We start from the raw sequence: 19237 nt of genomic DNA on the forward strand, positions 1-19237 counted from the left end.
CCGAATTACTTCTGGTAAATGATTTCGACGCCTTCGTCGTCGTCTTCGTCCCAGTCGTCATCCCAGTCATCTTCCGCTTCGGCTTCCACTTCCGCGATTTGCTCGCGGTGGTAGTCATCCCACATGAATTCGACTTTTTCCGGTGCGCTTTCTTCGATCGCCATCGCTTTCGGCTGGGTGTTGATGAAGTTCATCACGTCCCAGCACAGCGCGTTGACGCCTTCGCGGTTGGCGGCGGAGATCATGTAGTACTTCCCTTCCCAGCCCATGCCTTCCACAATCGCCTTGGCGCGTTCGGCGGCTTCTTCCTCACCAATCACATCAATTTTGTTGAACACCAGCCAGCGCGGCTTCTGCGCCAGATTTTCGCTGTATTGGTTCAACTCGTTAATGATGACTTTGGCGTTTTCCACCGGATCGGATTCGTCGATCGGCGCGATGTCCACCAGGTGCAGCAGCACGCGGCAACGCTCCAGGTGTTTCAGGAAACGAATACCCAGGCCGGCGCCTTCGGAGGCGCCCTCGATCAGCCCCGGAATATCGGCGACCACAAAGCTCTGCTCGTGATCCATGCGCACCACGCCCAGGCTCGGCACCAGCGTGGTAAACGGATAATCGGCCACCTTCGGCTTGGCGGCGGACACCGCGCGGATGAAGGTCGATTTGCCGGCGTTCGGCAACCCCAGCATGCCCACATCGGCCAGCAGCAACAGCTCCAGCAACAGGTCACGCGCTTCGCCGGCGGTACCCAGCGTCTTCTGACGCGGCGCGCGGTTGACCGAAGATTTGAAACGGGTGTTGCCCAGACCGTGCCAGCCGCCTTTGGCGACCATCAGCTTCTGCTCGTGGCGGGTCATGTCGCCGAGGATCTCGCCGGTGCCCTGATCCTTCACGCGCGTGCCGACCGGCACCTTGATGATGACGTCTTTACCGCGTTTGCCGGTACAGTCGCGGCTCTGGCCATTCTGGCCGCGTTCGGCGCGGAAAGACTTCTCAAAGCGGTAGTCGATCAGGGTGTTAAGGTTCTCGTCCGCCAGCAGGTAGACGTCGCCGCCGTCGCCGCCGTCACCGCCGTCAGGCCCACCGTTCGGGATATATTTTTCGCGGCGGAAGCTGACGCACCCGTTGCCGCCGTCGCCTGCAACGACCAGAATCGCTGCTTCATCTACAAACTTCATTTACCGTCTCCGTAAATCATTCACCGGGCTGCTTCAAAGGAGCAACCAGGGGGGGGTCTGCCCGTCGCGGCCACCACCGGTGACCAATTGCGGAAAACATGGCGCCCGCCACAACCACAAACGCACCGACATAGCCGACGATGTTCAGCGTCGGCATGGCGAATGCCTGGGGCCAAGCCAGCGCCAATAAATCTGAAAACAGCAGGGTAAACAGCGGGGTCAGCGTAACCAACGCGCTCACCTGCGCCGCCTGCCAGCGCGCCATCGCTTCTGCCAGCGCGCCATAGCCGATCAGCGTGTTGGCGCCGCAAAACAGCAGGCACGCCAATTGCCAGCCGCTAAGCTGGAAAATCACCTCGGGTTTGGCCAGAGGGAACAACGCAATCGCACATAAAGTGTACAACATAACCAGGATCTGCGGCGAAGCCAGCCGGCGCAGCAACACCTTCTGCGCCACGCCATAGCTCACCCAGACCATCGCCGCACACACGCCCAGCATGACGCCCAGCGTGTAGTCCGTCAGCCGGGTGAAGATCTCTATCAGACTGACGTTGAAAAACAGCATCAGCCCGCAAATCAGCATCAGGGCGCCAATGACCTGGGTGATGCGCATGCGTTCTTTTAAAATCAGCACGCTGGCGAACATCATACCGACTGGCGACAGCTGGCCAATCACCTGCGAAGCCGTCGGGCTCAGGTATTGCAGCGAGGAGCTGAAGAACACAAAGTTGCCCAGCAGCCCCGCCGTCGCGATCGCCAACAGCAGCAGCCAACGCGGCTGACGGAACATCGTCAGCGGCGGCAGCTTGCCGCGCACCGCAAGGATCACGCCCAAACCGATGGCGGCCATGGTAAAGCGATACCAGACAACGGTAAACGGCTCCATCACCACCAACACTTCTTTCATCGCGATCGGCAACGCGCCCCAGCAAACCGCCGTGGTTAACGCCAGAGAAATGCCAACGCCGACCTGCTGCTTCGTATCCATATCACCTTCGCCAACGCTGACGGGCCTGCCCTCAGGCAACCCATAAATGTAAAAAGCCCCGCAACGAATTGCGGGGCTTACATCTATTTCGTAAGGCTCGAAAAATTATTCAGCTTCGATGCTGATGAATTTACGATTGCTCGGGCCTTTAACTTCGAATTTGACTTTACCGTCTTTCAAAGCAAACAGAGTGTGGTCTTTGCCGCAACCCACGTTGGTACCAGCGTGGAATTTGGTGCCGCGCTGACGAACGATGATGCTGCCTGCCAGTACTGCTTCGCCGCCAAAGCGTTTTACGCCCAGACGTTTAGCTTCTGAATCGCGACCGTTACGAGTCGAGCCGCCAGCCTTTTTGTGTGCCATTAATCCGCTCTCCTAACTTAAGCGCTGATGCCGGTGATTTTAACGTCAGTGAACCACTGACGGTGGCCCTGCTGCTTACGGTGGTGTTTACGACGACGAAACTTAACGATTTTAATTTTCTCGCCACGACCGTGAGCAACGACTTCAGCTTTGATCTTGCCGCCATCGACGAAAGGAACGCCGATTTTGATATCTTCGCCATTAGCGATCATCAGAATCTGGTCAAACTCAACCGCTTCACCAGTTGCGATGTCCAGCTTTTCCAAGCGAACGGTCTGACCTTCGCTTACTCGGTGTTGTTTACCACCACTTTGGAAAACCGCGTACATATAAAACTCCGCTTTCCGCGTGCCCGACTGTGTTAGTTCAGAGCGCGCTATAAATATTCACAATAGGGCGCGAATTCTACGCAAAAAAGCGGCGCATGACAAGAGCAGAATAAGACCAGAAGGAGAAAAAAGAAGAAAAAAAGCGCAGTTTCTTTCGTGGCGTTTATCTGAACCGTTTTTCAAGTACAATCATAGGGACAGTTACCGCCATGTACCGATGTGAGCAGCGATCTCAACGCGGTGAAGAGAAACACAGCTGAAAAAAACACAATGAACCTAGAGCAAATTACCGAGTTAACCGCGCAAGATATGGCGGCCGTGAACGCAACAATTCTCGAACAGCTGAATTCCGATGTCACGCTCATCAATCAGCTTGGCTATTACATTATCAGCGGTGGCGGTAAGCGCATCCGGCCGATGATCGCCGTCCTGGCGGCGCGGGCGTTGGGCTACGAAGGCAACAAGCACGTCACCGTAGCCGCCCTGATCGAATTCATTCATACCGCCACGTTGTTGCATGACGACGTCGTCGACGAATCGGACATGCGCCGCGGCAAAGCCACCGCCAACGCGGCGTTCGGCAACGCCGCCAGCGTGCTGGTCGGCGACTTTATCTATACCCGCGCCTTCCAGATGATGACCAGCCTGGAATCCCTGCGCGTGCTGGCGCTGATGTCGGAGGCGGTCAACGTCATCGCCGAAGGTGAAGTGCTGCAGTTGATGAACGTGCACGATCCCGACATCAGCGAAGAAAGTTATATGCGGGTGATCTACAGCAAAACCGCCCGTCTGTTTGAAGCGGCGGCGCAATCGTCGGCGATCCTGTCCGGTGCCAGCGCTGAGCAAGAACAGGCGCTGCAAGATTATGGCCGCTACCTCGGCACCGCTTTCCAGCTGATCGACGATCTGCTCGACTACAGCGCCGACGGCAGCACGCTGGGCAAAAACACCGGCGACGATCTGAACGAAGGGAAACCGACCCTGCCGCTGCTGCACGCGATGCACAACGGCGACGACGCCCAGCGTGACATGATCCGCGGCGCGATTGAGCAAGGCAACGGCCGCCACCTGCTGGAGCCGGTGCTGCAGGCGATGCAGCAATGCGGTTCGCTGGAATACACCCGCAAACGCGCCGAGGAAGAAGCCGACAAGGCGATCGCCGCGCTGCAGGTCTTGCCGGCATCAGAGCACCGTACAGCGCTGGAGGGCCTGGCCCATTTGGCGGTACAACGCGATTTTTAAGAAATTTTAATTTCGCAATACATTCATCAGGCCCGCCCACGCGGGCCTGCCTAGGTATTGCTCTCTTCGTCGATACGCGCCAGCAGGCCGCCAATCCCTTCCCGCATCAGGAAAGCCACCATTTTCTCGCGCTCGCTCTCCGTCAAATGGTAGTAATACTCGATCCAGACCGCCAACGGATCCTGGCGTTCTACGTCATATGTCGCCCCGTCTTCTTTCAGCGCCAGCAGGTTACGCACGCCTGGAGGCAGGCTGTCGATATGGTACTCCAACGCTTTTCCCTGCACGCCTTTACGCCTGCGGCTGATCCAGCCTTCGCGTCGGGCCATCAGATTGATTCCCTGTGGTGAGGAAGGTAATCCTGCGATGCCTGTCAGTTCCTTGGCGGCAAACCACTCGTTTTTCATAGCCATCATCTCTGGGCAATAGTGGGCAATGTCGTTTTTTGGAAATTACCTGGGTATTTTTTAGGAAATTTAATGGTATTCTTGTTTCCGAATAAGCGTTTCACGTTGTTCAAACGCTTAACCATGACCCGTTAGTTATACCACTAACGCAACTTTGGCTAATCAGAAAAGGAATGTAAACATGAATTCAAGGAACCCAGATTGGCATCCGGCAGATATCATCGCGGCGCTACGCAAGCAGGGCACCACGCTGGCGGCAGTGTCGCGCAAGGCCGGATTAAGCTCATCGACGCTGGCCAATGCGCTGTCGCGCCCGTGGCCAAAGGGGGAATGGCTGATCGCCGAAGCGATAGGCATCCACCCTTCGGAGATCTGGCCAAGCCGCTATTACGATCCGCACAGCGATTGCCTGCTGGATCGCAAAGCACGCATCAAATCGTGAACGCGGAGCAAAAAAAACCGCCGGAACAGCGTCCGGCGGCGTTTATCGGCTGACTATCGGTGTCGATCAGTTATTGATGAACTTCTCGCCCAGTTCGATATCTTTATGCAGCACGTCCAGCATCTCGTTCAGTGCTTTCTGCTCGAAGGCGCTCAGGGTGCCGATATCTTTGCGTTCTTCAACGCCGTTCTTGCCCAGCACCAGCGGCTGCGCGAAGAAGCGAGCGTATTTGCCGTCGCCTTCAACGTAAGCGCATTCCACAACGCCTTTCTCGCCCTGCAGCGCACGCACCAGAGACAGACCGAAACGGGCGGCCGCCTGGCCCATGGACAGCGTTGCAGACCCGCCGCCGGCTTTGGCTTCCACCACTTCAGTGCCGGCGTTCTGAATACGTTTGGTCAGATCCGCCACTTCCTGGTCGGTGAAGCTCACGCCAGGGATCTGCGACAGCAGAGGCAGAATGGTCACGCCAGAGTGGCCGCCGATCACCGGCACGTTCAGTTCTTCAGGCTGCTTGCCTTTCAGCTCGGCCACGAAGGTATTGGAACGGATGATATCCAGCGAAGTCACGCCGAACAGTTTGTTCTTGTCGTAAACGCCGGCTTTTTTCAGCACTTCCGCCGCGATGGCGACCGTGGTGTTAACCGGGTTGGTGATGATGCCGATGCAGGCTTTCGGGCAGGTTTTCGCCACTTGCTCAATCAGGTTACGCACGATGCCGGCGTTAACGTTGAACAGGTCAGAGCGATCCATGCCTGGCTTACGGGCCACGCCGGCGGAAATCAGCACCACGTCCGCACCGTGCAGAGCCGGAGTCGCGTCTTCGCCGCTGAAGCCTTTGATTTTAACTGCGGTTGGGATGTGGCTTAAGTCGACGGCAACGCCTGGGGTAACGGGGGCAATGTCGTAGAGAGAGAGTTCAGAACCTGAAGGAAGCTGGGTTTTGAGTAGAAGGGCGAGGGCCTGGCCGATACCGCCAGCAGCACCGAGAACTGCAACTTTCATCCTATACTCCTTTATTATCTTAAATATATAAAGCGCCGTGAATGTGTTGGTTACGGACCTTAAGTTATTACACCTTTCAAAACAATAAATTAGCCAATTCTTGCCTGCAGGTGTAATAAAATGGCCGCTGTCGCGCCCATTTTAGATTAAATCGCTTACGCATGAAGGGCATAGCGCACACTAATCAAAAATAGTGCGAGGTTATTCACGAGCAAGTTAACCGGCCGTTACATTACACCCTTACGCAACATCAGAACAACATCATTTTAATAACATTTTATTTACCAGCGCAGGCCGATTTTCCGTCGTCAAAAGGGCATATTCATCGCGGCCGGATTTTGTTAAAATGCCGCCCTTTCCTCGCCGTCCGGTCATTTTTATTTTCTTTGGGGCGGCCTTTGTTGCATAAAAATTCATCTATATGCATAATCATGACTTCCACTATCAACATTCCACGGTGCAAAATGCGTAATCCCGCAAAACAGGAAGATCTGATCAAGACGTTCAAAGCGTTATTGAAAGAAGAAAAATTCAGTTCTCAAGGCGAGATCGTTTTGGCGCTGCAAGAAGAAGGCTTCGAAAACATTAACCAATCCAAAGTATCGCGCATGCTGACCAAGTTCGGCGCGGTACGTACGCGCAATGCCAAAATGGAAATGGTGTATTGCCTTCCTGCCGAACTCGGCGTGCCGACCACCACCAGCCCATTGAAGAATCTGGTGCTCGACGTCGACCATAACGATGCCGTCGTGGTGATCCACACCAGCCCGGGCGCCGCACAGCTGATCGCCCGCCTGCTCGATTCACTGGGTAAATCCCAGGGTATCCTCGGCACAATTGCCGGCGACGACACGATTTTCGTCACTCCGTCCAACGGCTTTACCGCTCAGAAGCTGCATGAAGCGATCTTGGGCGTGTTCGAACAAGAGCTGTGAAACCTGGCGCTAACAAAGTGCGGCTGTAAACCGCATTTTGTTAGCGCTTCTTTAACCCTCGCGTTACCTTCCCAGCCTTCAACCGCGTTTAACACTGCTTTTTTATCCCGCAACAACACATTTCCATGACATCTCCACGTAACCAGCAGTACCCACTGTGATCTTCCGCACTTTTGGTCAAAATCACTTACCTTATTGAAATTACATAAATTTAACATCAAAAGATCGTTTTATGAGCGTTTTTTATTCCTTACGGTTATAAAAAATAAGGATCATGAGGTTAAAGTTTCACTAGCAACTGTTAGCGAACTATTAATTTTTCGCGTTACTAGCTGTATACTCATTTTCGTGAACTGAATCACAGTTCGTTGGAACTGATAAAAGAATACGATGAGGTGAGATGATGAAAATTAAAGCTACCGTTGCAACCCTGAGCGTTCTGTCCATGCTTTCCTTTGGTGCATTCGCAGCACAATCTGTTGATGCAACCCAGGCCGCAAAACTGCAGCCCGCCGGTGTGATCACCGTGAGCGGCGTCGCCGCTGCGCCTTCCGACATTCGCCAGGCACTGTCCGACAAAGCTGACGCCAAAGGGGCGACCGCTTACCGCGTGATCGAAGCGCGCAACGACGGCAACTTCCACGCGACCGCTGAAATCTACAAATAAGTAACGGCATTACCCGGCAACGGGCAATACATCTCTGGAATCAAACGCTGTCATAACGGCCTTCAAGAATAAAAATCGCTGCCAAGCCCTTCCAGGCTGTTATGACCAAGGATCGCTATCATGAACATGAAAACTACTGTTGCTGCACTCGGTTTGCTGTCCGTCATCTCCTTCGGCGCGTCTGCCGCCCAGTTGGTGACTAACGATCAGACCGCCAATCTGCAATCTATCGGCACCATTACCGTCAGCGGCATCGACGGCGCGCCGACCGACATTCGCCAGGCGTTGTCGGAGAAAGCCGACGCGAAAGGCGCGACCGCCTACCGCGTGATCGAAGCCCGTAACGAAGGCAACTACCACGCCACCGCCGAGATTTACAAATAACAACTCTGGGAACGGCTTTGCAGAGCTGATTACCCTCGTCACTGCCACTGCCGAGTTCTGACGCAAACGCCGATTTCCCAGAGACCCTCTCGTCGTCCTATCCGACGAACCCCGTTGCCCTCGCTCGCGAGGGCTTTTTTATGGGCGTAAAAAAGGCCGCGAATGCGGCCCTTTGTTGGCTGATGCGGCTAAGCGATCAGTAGGTCACCTTCGGTTCCTGCTTTTTCGCCAGCGCGTCCAGCAGGCGATCGTGAATGCCGCCAAAACCGCCGTTGCTCATCACCAGAATGTGGTCGCCCGGCTGTGCGGTTTTCACCACCATCTCCACCAGCGTGTCGAGATCCGCGCTCCAATGCGCCGGTTGCACGCAGGCATCCGCCACTTCCGCCACCTGCCACGGAATGTGGTGCGGCTGGAACAGGAACACCTCGTCGGCGCGGCCGAGCGAAGGCGCCAGATCGTTTTTGCTGATGCCCATTTTCATGGTGTTGGAGCGCGGTTCCAGCACCGCCAGAATGCGCGCCGTGCCGCCTACCTTGCCGCGCAGCGCGGCCAGGGTGGCCAGGATCGCCGTCGGGTGGTGCGCGAAATCGTCGTAAACCGTGACGCCGTTGGCTTCGCCGCGCAGCTCCAAGCGGCGGCGGGCATTGATGAAATCGCCCAACGCGCGGCAGGCGTCCGCCGGCTGCACGCCGACGTGACGGGTCGCCGCGATGGCCATCAGGCCGTTATGCATGTTGTGCTCGCCCACCAGCGCCCACTTCACTTCGCCGACCTGCTCACCGTCGAGGAACACCGCGTAATGGCTGGCGTCCGGCGTCAGCTTCTGCGCGCGCCAGGCGCCCTCTTCACCCACCAGCTCCTGTTCGCTCCAGCAGCCCATCGCCATCACCTGCTTCAGGTGGCTGTCGTTGTCCGGCAGGATGATTTTGCCTTTGCCCGGCACCAGACGCACCAGGTGGTGGAACTGTTTCTGGATGGCTTTCAGATCGTCGAAAATATCGGCGTGGTCGAACTCCAGGTTGTTCATGATCAGCGTGCGCGGGCTGTAGTGCACGAACTTGGAGCGCTTGTCGAAGAACGCGCAGTCATACTCGTCGGCCTCGATCACGAAGAACGGGCTGCCGCCGAGGCGGGCCGATACGTCGAAGTTGCCCGGCACGCCGCCGATGACAAAGCCGGGCTGGTAGCCGCAGGCCTCGAGGATCCAGGTCGCCATGCCGGCGGTGGTGGTTTTGCCGTGGGTGCCGGCGACCGCCAGTACCCAGCGATCGCGCAACACGGCGTCGTGCAGCCACTGCGGGCCGGAAACGTAAGGGATACCGCGCTCCAGCACCGCCTCCACGCACGGGTTGCCGCGCGTCATGGCGTTGCCGATGATCACCAGATCCGGCGCCGGATCCAGCTGGGCGGGATCATAACCCTGAATCAGATCGATCCCCTGGTTCTCCAGCAGCGTGCTCATCGGCGGATAGACGTTGGCGTCCGAACCGGTGACGTCATGCCCCAGTGAGCGCGCCAGCATCGCCAGCCCGCCCATAAAGGTGCCACAGATCCCAAGAATGTGAATGCGCATAGGTTTCTCATGTGAGTGCATCGAATGTCGGCATATTCTAACGCTCAGAATCGTCCAGAAGAAATGGATTTGCCTATGAATGGCGCGCATCTTTGGGCTACACTGCACGCGAAAACGTTGGCGGTTTGTTAACAGGCCGCTATCCATCCGTAGATTCAGGGATTGTGTCATGAAAACGTTAGGCGAATTTATCGTCGAGAAACAGCACGACTTCTCTCACGCCACCGGCGAGCTGACCGCGTTACTTTCTGCAATTAAACTGGGCGCCAAAATCATCCACCGCGACATCAACAAGGCCGGCCTGGTTGATATTCTGGGAACCAGCGGGGTGTCCAACGTACAGGGCGAAGTTCAGATGAAACTGGACCTGTACGCGAACGAAAAACTGAAAGCGGCGTTGAAAGCGCGTGGTGAAGTTGCGGGTATCGCTTCCGAAGAAGAAGATGAAATCGTGATATTCGACGGCGAGCGAGCTGAAAATGCCAAGTATGTCGTATTGATGGATCCGTTGGACGGCTCGTCCAACATCGATGTCAACGTCTCGGTCGGTACGATTTTCTCTATCTATCGTCGCATCACGCCGGTCGGCACGCCGGTGACCGAAGAAGACTTCCTGCAGCCGGGCAGCGCCCAGGTCGCAGCGGGTTACGTGGTTTACGGCTCGTCCACCATGCTGGTGTACACCACCGGTTACGGCGTCCACGCCTTCACGTACGATCCGTCTCTGGGCGTGTTCTGTCTCTCTCACGAGAAAGTGCGCTTCCCGGCGAGCGGCAACATGTATTCCATCAACGAAGGCAACTACATCAAGTTCCCTCTCGGCGTGAAGAAATACATCAAGTACTGCCAGGAGCAGGACGAAGCGACGCAGCGCCCTTATACCTCGCGCTACATCGGTTCTCTGGTGGCGGACTTCCACCGCAACCTGCTGAAAGGCGGCATCTACATTTACCCAAGCACCGCCAGCCACCCGCAAGGCAAGCTGCGCCTGCTGTACGAATGCAACCCGATGGCGTTCCTGGCCGAACAGGCCGGCGGTAAGGCCAGCGACGGCAAAAATCGCATTCTGGACATCACGCCGGTGAAACTGCACCAGCGCGCGCCATTCTTCGTCGGCACCAAGTCGATGGTAGAAGACGCAGAACGCTTCATCGCCGAAAACCCGGACGAGTAACGCGTTACTGGCAAGGGTTCGGCGCCGCGCCGAACCCTTATCGCCTTACAGCTTGAACGCCGCCATGCTCTGCGCCAGCAGCTGAGCCTGATCTTCCAGCGAGCGCGTCGCCGCCGCCGACTCTTCCACCAGCGCCGCATTCTGCTGCGCCACCTGATCCATCTGCGCCACCGCCAGGTTTACCTGTTCGATACCGCTGCTTTGTTCGCGCGTCGCCGCCGAGATCTCACGCATCAACGCCGTCACCCGGCCCACTTCACCGGTGATACCGCTCATGGTCTGCGCCGCCGACTCCACCATCTGCTCGCCTTCCTGCACCCGGTTCTGCGACGCTTCGATCAACCCTTTGATCTCTTTCGCCGACTGGGCGCTACGCTGCGCCAGATTGCGCACTTCGCCGGCCACCACCGCGAAACCGCGGCCCTGTTCGCCGGCGCGCGCCGCTTCTACCGCTGCATTCAACGCCAGGATATTGGTCTGGAAGGCGATGCCGTCCATCACGCTGATGATGTCGGCAATACGGCGCGAGCTGTCGGTGATCGCCTGCATCTTGCTCATGACCTGACTGACCACGTCGCTGCCCTGGTTGGCGATATCGGACACGCTCAGCGCCAGCTGATTGGCCTGCTCGCAGTTCTCGGCGTTCATTTTCACCGTCGAGGTCAGCTGTTCCATGCTGGCGGCAGTCTCTTCCAGCGAAGCGGCCGATTCTTCGGTGCGCTGCGCCAGATGCAGGTTACCGGCCGCCAGTTCGCGTGAACCGGTGTCGATCTGGCTGCTGGCGTCACGCACTTTGCTGACCGAATTGGCCAGCGCCTGCTGCATGCGCTGCATCGCCCGCACCAGGCGGCCCATCTCGGTATCGCCCTCGCCGCGGATCTCATGGGTCAGATCGCCGCCGGCGATGTATTCCAGCTGCGCGATGGACTCATCCAGCGGACGCAAAATGATCACCCGCAACGCAAACCAGGCCAGCACCGCCAGCAGCACGCTGAGCAGGCCCGCCACCACGATCAGCGAGATCTTGGTGCTGGCGTTGCTTTCCGCGTCATGCACCTGCTGGGCGCCGAGCTTCATGGCGAAGCTGCGGAAATCGGTGAGATCCTTTTCAAACGCGATGCTCAAGGCGGAAATGCGCGTCTCCTGGATATGGTAATACTCATCGATCTTGCCGGCCTTGATGGCGGCGGCCATCGGCTTCACGCCCTGCTCCAGATAGGCGCGATAGCTGTTTTGCAGGCGGCTGGAGAGTTCGCGGCCGCGCTCGGTCACGGTGCCGACGCCGACAAAGCGCGCCATTTCCTTGTTCGACTGTTCGAGGTAACCGTAGATGCGGCCCACGGTGGCGTCGGAGACATCAGTCTGGCCGATCTCCCGTTGGCGCACCGCCAGCGAAGCGGCGGTTCGGGCGCGCAGCGTCAGGTTGGAGCTGTTGGCCAGCGAGCCCAGCTCTTCGCCGAGGATCTGGTTTAAGGTATGGATCGAGCGCGATCCTTCGTTAATCGCGTTGACGCCAATAACGCTGACCATGATCAGCAGCATGGTCATCAGGCTCAGCAGGGCGATCAGCCCAGCCTTCACCGTAATCTTTTTTAGCATGAGTTCTTCCCGGCTTCAGAATAGTGAGATCAGACGTAGTAGGGGTGGCAAAACGCGGAGCCAGCTTTGCTGGCTCATTATTGTTTGTTGAAGTTATCGGCAGGCGGAGGCAAAACTTCATGCCGCGGCGGGATTAATCTGGAAATTCTCCGCGCGCAGAGACACTGGGTTTTCGACGATGAAAAGGGCAGGAAATCGCAAAAGAGTCCGCTATAATAGCCGCCACTCCATTTCTGGTTTGATGATTAAAGGAAACCGACATGAGCTTGAATCTGGTCCCAGCTGGCAAAGACCTGCCGGAAGACATCTACGTAGTAATCGAAATCCCGGCCAACGCCGATCCAATCAAATACGAAATCGACAAAGAAACCGGCGCGCTGTTCGTTGACCGTTTCATGTCCACCGCGATGTTCTACCCATGCAACTACGGCTACATCAACCACACTCTGTCTCTGGATGGTGATCCGGTTGACGTGCTGGTCCCAACCCCATATCCGCTGCAGCCGGGCTCCGTGATCCGCTGCCGTCCGGTTGGCGTGCTGAAGATGACCGACGAAGCCGGTGAAGACGCCAAGCTGGTTGCGGTACCGCACAGCAAGCTGACCAAAGAGTACGATCACGTGAAAGACGTGAACGACCTGCCGGAACTGCTGAAAGCCCAGATCGCTCACTTCTTCGAGCACTACAAAGATCTGGAAAAAGGCAAATGGGTGAAAGTGGAAGGCTGGGCAGACGCTGCCGCAGCTAAAGCGGAAATCATCGCCTCCTTCGAACGCGCCGCCAAGAAGTAATTTTCGCCGCCGTCCGATGAAAAAACACCGCTCATTGAGCGGTGTTTTTTTATTACTGATCTTCGAGGCGTTTCAGCCAGTCACCGCTGGTAATTCGCGGGTAACCGTCCACGCTGTGTTTATACAGGTAGATCCACGCACTCCCATAAGGCGTCTGAATCAGCTCGCGCTTATAGTCCTTGGTGTTGCTTTTCAGTTCGTCCAGCTCTGCCAGAATCGATGAGTTAATACGATACACTTCGCAATGTATCGTGCCCTCTCCAGGGATCGCCGCCGGGTAATGGCCCAGATTATAAATCTGATAGCCTTCGAGCTCGTGCTCGCCGAGCCATTGGGCGTTGGTCATCCAATGGCTGTTTCCCTGTTTGCGTCGTAAACTGCCGTAGACAATTATTCGCATCGCTAAAACTCAAACTGATAGAGCAAATCTAATGCCTGGTCGAGACCAGACACCGCTTCAAGATACAACTTAGGCATCAGGCGATAACGCAACGTCAGCGTGGCCAGCGAGTCGAAAATGCCCACCCCATATTTTACTTGTAAGCCTGGGAGGACATAGCCGCTCACGACAACCTGGGAATTGTCGCCAACCCCCTGAGTGTCCAGGGCCAAATTACTCACGCCGAATGCCTCGCCGATTTTACCCACAAGTTGACCACTTTGTGCAACCCCCATGCCGATTAACATCGACGTCATGGCGTTGCCGTCGGCGCCGGAACTGCTTAAGCCCTGGCCGCGCAGCAGATAAGACAAGGCTTCCTGCTGCGATTTGGCCGGATCGGAGAACACTTCCAGCTTCGGCGCATCCGCCAGGCCGGTCACGCGCACGCCGGCGGTCACGTCGTCCTCGGTGGATTCCGGGTTGCGGATCGCCTCGATGTTGAGCAGCGGCTGATCCGGCGGGCCGGAGAACATCAGCTGCCCTTTACGCACGATCAAATCCTGACCATAAGCATGGAATCGACCGGAAGGGATGTCAATCTGGCCGTTGAGGCCCAGCCCTTTCTTGTCCTGCACCACCTTCAGGTCGCCCTTCAGGCGGGCTTTGAGGCCGAAAGCGTCCAGCCGTACGTCGTTGCCGACGTGAATCATCAGGTTGCTGTTAATGGGGATCGACGCCGTCTTCGGTTGAATCGGCTTCAGCTGATCGTCCAGCATCACCTCGTCGGAAGAGACGCCCACCGCGCTTTCCGGCAGCTCCTGCACCGTGATGCGCGCCCAGGGAATATCGACCTTGCCGTTGAGCGAGAACAGCTGCGGCGTGGCTTCGAACACCAGATCCGGCGATACGTCGATGCGGATCATCGGCGGCACCGTCACCCGCAGCTTGTCGCCCTTGGCGGCGATGCGCGCACGCCAGGCATTGATGTCACGCCAGTCGGCGTCGCCCGCCAGATTCAGCTGGCCGCGCGTGGTGCTGAGCAGCCCTTCCAGCGTCGAGGTCATGCCGTTGAAATTCACCGCCAGCCGCGCATCGGTCATATCGAACGGCATCCAGTGGCCCTGCACCTTCGCCCGATCCAACGCCAGACGGCCGAACACCAGCGGCTTCTGCGCGCTGCCGCCCAGACGCAGGTTGGCGTTCAGCATGCCCGCCGCGCTTTCGCCCTTCATCAGCGCCGGGTTGATCAGCGCCAGCGAGATGTTGGTGATATTGACGTTGCCGCTGATGGTGCGCCGCACCTGCGGATCCGCCACCTGGATATTGCCGTCGAACTGGCCGTTGTTGGTCAGTTTGATCCGCCAGTCGGCCTGCGCGCGGCCGTTGTTCAGACCGGCGTTGAGGGTCAGCGTATCGAAGGCGATCGGCAGCGCGTTGCCCTGCACCTGCTGCACCACCTTGACGCCGTTGCCGGCCAACGTGACCTTCGCCTCCGGCAGCGCGCCGCCCGGTTTCCAGCTGACGTCGGCCCGGCCGGTGAACACGCCGCTCAGGGCGGTTTCCGGGCCGAGGAACGGCTTGATCATCGCCAGATCGAACCGGTTGAGCACCACGCTGGCCTGGCCGCTCTGGCCGGCTTCGATGGTCTTCGGCACGCACAGCTCGGCGTTCGGGTTCTGCCAACAGTGCGGCCCGATGCTGATTTTCTGCGCGGTGTTCAGGTAGTCCAGCGCGATGGCGCGCGTCAGGCGCCACTCCCCGACCGGCGTATCGAAGCGGGTGTTATTCAGATTGCCGCGCCAGCGCTGCTGCTGACGATCGAAGCTGCCCTGCAGCGCCAGCTGGCCGGAGACCGGCTTACCATCGATCTTCAACTGCAGCTGATGCTGCTTCTCGCTGCCTTTGGCGTCGAGGGTCAGCAGGCTGACTTCCAGCGCGTCCTGCTTCAGCTGCTCGACGCGTACCGCCAGCTGCCCCTGGATCTGATCCGTGGAGCGCACGTCGCCGTCGATCTTCACCCGGTTGATGCGCAGCGCCTGCCACTGCAAACCGGAGGCGGTCAAATCCGCCAGCAGCTGAGGCGCCTGCAGATTGCCGCGCAGCTTCAGCAGCCCTTTGGCGGTGCCGCCCAGGCCCGGCAGCGCGCCGTCCAGACGCGGCGCGTCGATGTTGGCGTCCAGGTTCCAGCTCTTCTCGTCCAGCTGTCCTTTGACGTTCAGCTGGTTGCGCCCCAGCGTCAGATCGATGCCGGGGATTTTCCACTGCCCGGCGGCGTTGCCGCTCAGCGTGCCGCGCGCCGTGACCTTGTTCTGCTTCACGTTGCCGTCCAGCTGCAGCACCGGCACCTGCAGCTGCCAGCTGCCGCCGTGCAGGCTGCCGCGCGTGGTGATCTTGCCGTCGAGTTTCGCCGGCCATTCCGGCCACTGCTTGGCGGTATTGATGCCGCTCAGCGTCAATTGCGAGTTCCAGCTGATGGCCTTGCTCCAGTCCACCAGCGCGGTGAGATCGGTATTGCCCTGCAGCGCCGCCAGGCGCAGGCGCTCCAGCTTGAACTGCTCGACGTTGCCTTTGCCGTCCAGCGTCAGCACCGCCGGCGGCAGATCCTGGCCTTTCAGATTGGCGCGCGTCGACAGCGCATAGTCGGTCGCCTTGCCGTTAAAGCGCAGGCGGAAATCGTTAACCTGGTACTGCGCCTCGCCGCTCAGCGGCCATTTCAGCTGTTTGCTCTGCAGCGTCAGCGCCAGCGGCAGGCCGGCTTCGGCCAGCCGGGTTTGCACATCGAGCTGGGCGCCGACCGGGCCGGACAGGTTCAGCGCCACCTTCAGCTCATCGCGCAGCCCACCGCCGATGTTCAGCTTCACCTTCTCGCCCTTCAGCGGCTCGATATTCAACGCGCTGTTGGCGGTCAGCGCCACCGGCCAGTCGCCGGTCAGGGTCGCTTGCCCCTGCACCGACAGCGTGCCCTGCGGCGACTTCACGTCGAAGTTGTCCAACTGGATATGCTGATCCTGCGTGCTGGCCTGCAGCAACAGACTCGTGATCAGCACGTCGGTATCGCCGGTCAAGCGCAGCTGTTCGCCGCTGATCTCTTTCACGGTGATATCCAGCGGCAGACGGATGTCCGGCAGATCCGGCAACAGCGGTTTGGCGAACAGTTCCTTCAGCGTTTCGCCGAGCGGCTTCTCCTCCGGCTGCGGCGCCGGTTTCGCCGCGTCGGTAACCTGCTCACCGACCTTTTTCGCCACCTCGACCGCCGGTTGCACCGCTTCCGGCAACGGATTTTGCGGCGTTTTCGGCAAGGCAATCAGCAACGAGCCGATCTTGGTTGGCATCAGCGTCAGCGCGCGCTCTTGCCACTGCGCGCCGGTGCGGAACTCGGCCAGAGAAATGGCGGTGTCGTCGACGGTGACCTTGACGTTATTCAGCGCCAGCAGGCGCAGGGTGATCGGATAAGGGGTGCTGAGATTGGTGGTCGGTTCACTGCTCTCCTCCACCGGCGCGGAGGGCGCCATCTCTTTGGTGTTCACCGCCACGTCCACGTCCTGAGCGGTCAAGGCGTTAACGCACAGCGAGCTGCGTTTAAAGCAGGAGAGATCGAGGGAGAGATGGAACTGCCCGGCGTTGACCGTCACGCCCGGCATCTGATACTTCACGCCCTTCAGCGTCAGATCGCGCCAGCCGCCGCTGACGCCGGCGATCTCCAACCCCGGCACCCAGCGCGCCGCGCCGTTGATGACCATATGCAAACCGGTGGTGGTCCCCACCAGGAAGGCCAGGCCGCCGATCAGCAACAGCAGAATGACCAGAAATCCGAGGCAAATCTTTTTAACCAGGCTCATAGTTCAGGCCCCAAACCGATGTAGAACTGCATCCCGTGGGTGTCCTTGTCCCCTACGGGCGCGGCGATATCCAGCTTCACCGGCCCCACCGGCGACTGCCAGCGCACGCCTACGCCGGCGCCGGTCTTGAAGTTGCTCTGCTTGATATCGTTCACCGCTTCACCGGAATCGACGAACATCGCCCCCCACCATTTGCCGGTCACGTTGTATTGGTACTCCAGCGAGCCGGTCAGCATCTTGGAGGCGCCGGTCAGCTTGCCGTCGTCGCCGCGCGGCGAAATGTCTTTGTACTTGTAGCCACGAATGCTGCGGTCACCGCCGGCGAAGAAGCGCAGATCCGGCGGCACCTTGTCGAAGTCGTTGGTTTCGATCCAGCCCACCTGCCCGCGCGCTACAAAGCGATGCTTGTCGGCCAGGGTGCGGATCCAGACGTTCTGCGCCTGCATCAGCGCGAAGTCCACGCCGGAACCCCAGGAAGTGTCGGACACGTCGATGGAATAGCGTTGGCTGTCGCCCCAGGTCGGCATCAGCCCGCCGCGCGAACGGGTGCGGTTGAAGCTGACGCCGGGGTACAGCAGCATGGTGGTGTTGCTGACGTTGCCCTGGGTAAAGTTATCCCAGCGCCAGGTCAGGTTGATCGCCCGCTGCCAGCCGCTGGAGAGATCCCAGTTGCGCGAGGCCACCACTTTGGAGGTCACGGATTTGGTGTCGTTAAGATCGACGTTCTTGAGCCCGCCCTGCAGCAGGTAATACTGCTCCAGCGGGTTCTTGAGCAGCGGGATCTTGTAAGTCAGATCCAGCTGCTGCTCCGGCGCCGACACGCTGGCGCTGGTTTCCAGGCTATGCCCGCGATCGTTGAGCCAGGGCTTTTTCCAGGTGCCTTTCACCCGCGGGCCGACGTCGGTGGAATAACCGATACCGGTTTCGACGGTGTTGCGCGTGCGCGGCGTCACCAGCGCGTCCAACGGCAAAATCTTGTTCTCTTTGGCATCGTTGAAATCAGGGGACACCACCACCGAGTTGAACCAGTTGGTGGCGGACAAACGGCGGTTCAGCTCGGCCAAATCCTCCGAACTGTAGTAATCCCCCTGATGAAAGGGCACCAGATTTTGCAGATAGTCTTCGCGAATTTGCGAACCGGTGAATTTCACCTTGCCGAAGCGGTAACGTTCGCCGCTGTTGAAATCGATATCCCAAAACGCCTTGTGCAGATCTTCGGCCACGCCGAGCTGGCTTTTGGTCATGTCGGCGTCGAAGTAGCCTTTGCGCAGCGCCAGGCCGGTCAGCGAGCCTTTGAAACTGTCATACTTGCCGTGGTTGAGGATCTCGCCGATGGTCGGCCGCCCCTTCTTTACCAGCGTCAGGTAGTCCTCATCGGTCTTTGCGCCACCTTCCAGCACGATGTTGGCGCCGGCGATGCGCACCGGCTCGCCCGGATTGACCTTGGCATGCAGCACCGGGCGCGACATCCCCGGCCGATCGTCCAGCGTAAACTCGATGGTCGGCTGGTAATAGCCGAGCGCGCGCAGCCCCTGGCGCACCGCCTCGTCCACCCGTGCGCGGAAGCGGCCGTCGGTGCCGACCTCTTCAGGCGTGATCGACGACAGCCGCACCCGGACGTTTTTTTCCAACTCTCCGCTTAACCCCTCCACCTGCAGCCGCACGTTCGCCGCATAGGCTGCAGGTGCCGCAAGCAACACAGATATCAAGCACATGACCGGGTACTTTGGCACGTGTTCTCCTTATTGATTTTACTGTCCTGTTATGGTGTTCGCTCCGGGGCCAGGGCAGACTCCGCGCTATCATGACGGCAGCCCTCTTCAACCTTCTTCCGGACGCCGCCCGCCGCGCTTTGCCACCGCCGCGCAACAGGCGAATTCTTCACTTTTGGCGCTCAAAATACTGCGTTAAGCTTATACAAAATCCAACTTGCCGC

Annotated in this window: 18 protein-coding genes; 7 read left to right on the top strand and 11 right to left on the bottom strand. The window is 58.5% G+C overall.

Features of this window, described 5'->3' with window-relative positions:
• Nucleotides 1–5 precede the first annotated feature (5 nt).
• The 4 genes from cgtA to rplU all read right to left on the bottom strand — a co-directional run bounded on the left by cgtA (nucleotide 6) and on the right by rplU (nucleotide 2858).
• Nucleotides 6–1178, bottom strand: coding sequence for an Obg family GTPase CgtA (gene cgtA, locus ACJ8QF_RS20245; protein ID WP_004933553.1), 1173 nt, complete (start codon nucleotides 1176–1178; stop codon nucleotides 6–8).
• A gap of 16 nt (nucleotides 1179–1194) precedes the next feature.
• Nucleotides 1195–2166, bottom strand: coding sequence for a DMT family transporter (locus ACJ8QF_RS20250; protein WP_021504260.1), 972 nt, complete (start codon nucleotides 2164–2166; stop codon nucleotides 1195–1197).
• A gap of 105 nt (nucleotides 2167–2271) precedes the next feature.
• Nucleotides 2272–2529, bottom strand: coding sequence for a 50S ribosomal protein L27 (gene rpmA, locus ACJ8QF_RS20255; protein ID WP_004933559.1), 258 nt, complete (start codon nucleotides 2527–2529; stop codon nucleotides 2272–2274).
• Nucleotides 2530–2546: 17 nt separating this feature from the next.
• Nucleotides 2547–2858 (bottom strand): 50S ribosomal protein L21, encoded by a 312-nt coding sequence (gene rplU, locus ACJ8QF_RS20260; protein ID WP_004933561.1) that lies wholly within the window; start codon nucleotides 2856–2858, stop codon nucleotides 2547–2549.
• A 270-nt stretch (nucleotides 2859–3128) separates the two neighbouring features.
• On the opposite strand from rplU, the gene ispB reads away from it, so the two are divergent.
• Nucleotides 3129–4100, top strand: a complete 972-nt coding sequence (ispB, locus tag ACJ8QF_RS20265; RefSeq protein WP_016929331.1) for an octaprenyl diphosphate synthase — start codon at nucleotides 3129–3131, stop codon at nucleotides 4098–4100.
• A 50-nt stretch (nucleotides 4101–4150) separates the two neighbouring features.
• Here the strand turns inward: ispB and ACJ8QF_RS20270 are convergent, their stop codons facing one another.
• Complete coding sequence (locus ACJ8QF_RS20270) at nucleotides 4151–4507, bottom strand: DNA-binding protein (protein ID WP_015376406.1); 357 nt, start codon at nucleotides 4505–4507, stop codon at nucleotides 4151–4153.
• 181 nt (nucleotides 4508–4688) lie between these two features.
• Here ACJ8QF_RS20270 and ACJ8QF_RS20275 point away from each other — a divergent pair, with 181 nt between their 5' ends.
• A complete protein-coding gene (locus tag ACJ8QF_RS20275) occupies nucleotides 4689–4949 on the top strand; it encodes a helix-turn-helix domain-containing protein (RefSeq protein ID WP_004933567.1) in 261 nt (86 codons plus the stop codon).
• 66 nt (nucleotides 4950–5015) lie between these two features.
• Here the strand turns inward: ACJ8QF_RS20275 and mdh are convergent, their stop codons facing one another.
• Nucleotides 5016–5954 carry a malate dehydrogenase gene (gene mdh / locus ACJ8QF_RS20280; RefSeq protein ID WP_004933569.1) on the bottom strand — a complete coding sequence of 313 codons (939 nt, stop codon included), beginning with the start codon at nucleotides 5952–5954 and terminating at the stop codon, nucleotides 5016–5018.
• 464 nt (nucleotides 5955–6418) lie between these two features.
• On the opposite strand from mdh, the gene argR reads away from it, so the two are divergent.
• The 3 genes from argR (at nucleotide 6419) to yhcN (ACJ8QF_RS20295) (ending at nucleotide 7940) form a co-directional block, all read left to right on the top strand.
• Complete coding sequence (gene argR / locus ACJ8QF_RS20285; RefSeq protein ID WP_004933572.1) at nucleotides 6419–6889, top strand: transcriptional regulator ArgR; 471 nt, start codon at nucleotides 6419–6421, stop codon at nucleotides 6887–6889.
• 403 nt (nucleotides 6890–7292) lie between these two features.
• Nucleotides 7293–7556, top strand: coding sequence for a peroxide/acid stress response protein YhcN (gene yhcN / locus ACJ8QF_RS20290; RefSeq protein WP_004933574.1), 264 nt, complete (start codon nucleotides 7293–7295; stop codon nucleotides 7554–7556).
• Nucleotides 7557–7676: 120 nt separating this feature from the next.
• Nucleotides 7677–7940, top strand: a complete 264-nt coding sequence (gene yhcN, locus ACJ8QF_RS20295; protein ID WP_004933578.1) for a peroxide/acid stress response protein YhcN — start codon at nucleotides 7677–7679, stop codon at nucleotides 7938–7940.
• A gap of 196 nt (nucleotides 7941–8136) precedes the next feature.
• Here the strand turns inward: yhcN (ACJ8QF_RS20295) and mpl are convergent, their stop codons facing one another.
• Entirely contained in the window at nucleotides 8137–9516 is a 1380-nt protein-coding gene (mpl, locus tag ACJ8QF_RS20300) for a UDP-N-acetylmuramate:L-alanyl-gamma-D-glutamyl-meso-diaminopimelate ligase (protein ID WP_044029874.1), read from the bottom strand.
• A gap of 169 nt (nucleotides 9517–9685) precedes the next feature.
• On the opposite strand from mpl, the gene fbp reads away from it, so the two are divergent.
• A complete protein-coding gene (gene fbp, locus ACJ8QF_RS20305; RefSeq protein WP_004933587.1) occupies nucleotides 9686–10690 on the top strand; it encodes a class 1 fructose-bisphosphatase in 1005 nt (334 codons plus the stop codon).
• 45 nt (nucleotides 10691–10735) lie between these two features.
• On the opposite strand, the gene ACJ8QF_RS20310 is transcribed toward fbp, so the two are convergent.
• A complete protein-coding gene (locus ACJ8QF_RS20310) occupies nucleotides 10736–12289 on the bottom strand; it encodes a methyl-accepting chemotaxis protein (protein ID WP_131164163.1) in 1554 nt (517 codons plus the stop codon).
• Between the two features lie 260 nt (nucleotides 12290–12549).
• Between ACJ8QF_RS20310 and ppa the strand changes: the two genes are divergently transcribed.
• Nucleotides 12550–13080 carry an inorganic diphosphatase gene (ppa, locus tag ACJ8QF_RS20315; RefSeq protein WP_004933594.1) on the top strand — a complete coding sequence of 177 codons (531 nt, stop codon included), beginning with the start codon at nucleotides 12550–12552 and terminating at the stop codon, nucleotides 13078–13080.
• Between the two features lie 52 nt (nucleotides 13081–13132).
• Here ppa and ACJ8QF_RS20320 read toward each other — a convergent pair whose 3' ends face one another.
• Genes ACJ8QF_RS20320 through tamA form a run of 3 tightly spaced genes read right to left on the bottom strand, consistent with a single transcriptional unit; the run spans nucleotide 13133 to nucleotide 19016 of the window.
• Nucleotides 13133–13480 (bottom strand): gamma-glutamylcyclotransferase family protein, encoded by a 348-nt coding sequence (locus ACJ8QF_RS20320; RefSeq protein WP_004933596.1) that lies wholly within the window; start codon nucleotides 13478–13480, stop codon nucleotides 13133–13135.
• Between the two features lie 2 nt (nucleotides 13481–13482).
• Nucleotides 13483–17301: an autotransporter assembly complex protein TamB gene (gene tamB, locus ACJ8QF_RS20325; protein WP_131164164.1), complete on the bottom strand. Its 3819-nt coding sequence runs from the start codon at nucleotides 17299–17301 to the stop codon at nucleotides 13483–13485.
• Complete coding sequence (gene tamA, locus ACJ8QF_RS20330; protein WP_249339672.1) at nucleotides 17298–19016, bottom strand: autotransporter assembly complex protein TamA; 1719 nt, start codon at nucleotides 19014–19016, stop codon at nucleotides 17298–17300. The genes tamB and tamA overlap by 4 nt, the downstream gene beginning before the upstream one ends.
• Between the last annotated feature and the right edge of the window lie 221 nt (nucleotides 19017–19237).

Origin of the sequence: Serratia sp. CY81684, assembly GCF_052166595.1 — a bacterium.
In the GTDB taxonomy this organism is placed as follows: Bacteria; Pseudomonadota; Gammaproteobacteria; order Enterobacterales; family Enterobacteriaceae; genus Serratia; species Serratia nematodiphila.

What these genes read in the sequence shown, in the direction of transcription:
- cgtA (WP_004933553.1), bottom strand. Translation starts at nt 1,178, where the DNA reads ATGAAGTTTGTAGATGAAGCAGCGATTCTGGTCGTTGCAGGCGACGGC.
- ACJ8QF_RS20250 (WP_021504260.1), bottom strand. Translation starts at nt 2,166, where the DNA reads ATGGATACGAAGCAGCAGGTCGGCGTTGGCATTTCTCTGGCGTTAACC.
- rpmA (WP_004933559.1), bottom strand. Translation starts at nt 2,529, where the DNA reads ATGGCACACAAAAAGGCTGGCGGCTCGACTCGTAACGGTCGCGATTCA.
- rplU (WP_004933561.1), bottom strand. Translation starts at nt 2,858, where the DNA reads ATGTACGCGGTTTTCCAAAGTGGTGGTAAACAACACCGAGTAAGCGAA.
- ispB (WP_016929331.1), top strand. Translation starts at nt 3,129, where the DNA reads ATGAACCTAGAGCAAATTACCGAGTTAACCGCGCAAGATATGGCGGCC.
- ACJ8QF_RS20270 (WP_015376406.1), bottom strand. Translation starts at nt 4,507, where the DNA reads ATGAAAAACGAGTGGTTTGCCGCCAAGGAACTGACAGGCATCGCAGGA.
- ACJ8QF_RS20275 (WP_004933567.1), top strand. Translation starts at nt 4,689, where the DNA reads ATGAATTCAAGGAACCCAGATTGGCATCCGGCAGATATCATCGCGGCG.
- mdh (WP_004933569.1), bottom strand. Translation starts at nt 5,954, where the DNA reads ATGAAAGTTGCAGTTCTCGGTGCTGCTGGCGGTATCGGCCAGGCCCTC.
- argR (WP_004933572.1), top strand. Translation starts at nt 6,419, where the DNA reads ATGCGTAATCCCGCAAAACAGGAAGATCTGATCAAGACGTTCAAAGCG.
- yhcN (WP_004933574.1), top strand. Translation starts at nt 7,293, where the DNA reads ATGAAAATTAAAGCTACCGTTGCAACCCTGAGCGTTCTGTCCATGCTT.
- yhcN (WP_004933578.1), top strand. Translation starts at nt 7,677, where the DNA reads ATGAACATGAAAACTACTGTTGCTGCACTCGGTTTGCTGTCCGTCATC.
- mpl (WP_044029874.1), bottom strand. Translation starts at nt 9,516, where the DNA reads ATGCGCATTCACATTCTTGGGATCTGTGGCACCTTTATGGGCGGGCTG.
- fbp (WP_004933587.1), top strand. Translation starts at nt 9,686, where the DNA reads ATGAAAACGTTAGGCGAATTTATCGTCGAGAAACAGCACGACTTCTCT.
- ACJ8QF_RS20310 (WP_131164163.1), bottom strand. Translation starts at nt 12,289, where the DNA reads ATGCTAAAAAAGATTACGGTGAAGGCTGGGCTGATCGCCCTGCTGAGC.
- ppa (WP_004933594.1), top strand. Translation starts at nt 12,550, where the DNA reads ATGAGCTTGAATCTGGTCCCAGCTGGCAAAGACCTGCCGGAAGACATC.
- ACJ8QF_RS20320 (WP_004933596.1), bottom strand. Translation starts at nt 13,480, where the DNA reads ATGCGAATAATTGTCTACGGCAGTTTACGACGCAAACAGGGAAACAGC.
- tamB (WP_131164164.1), bottom strand. Translation starts at nt 17,301, where the DNA reads ATGAGCCTGGTTAAAAAGATTTGCCTCGGATTTCTGGTCATTCTGCTG.
- tamA (WP_249339672.1), bottom strand. Translation starts at nt 19,016, where the DNA reads ATGTGCTTGATATCTGTGTTGCTTGCGGCACCTGCAGCCTATGCGGCG.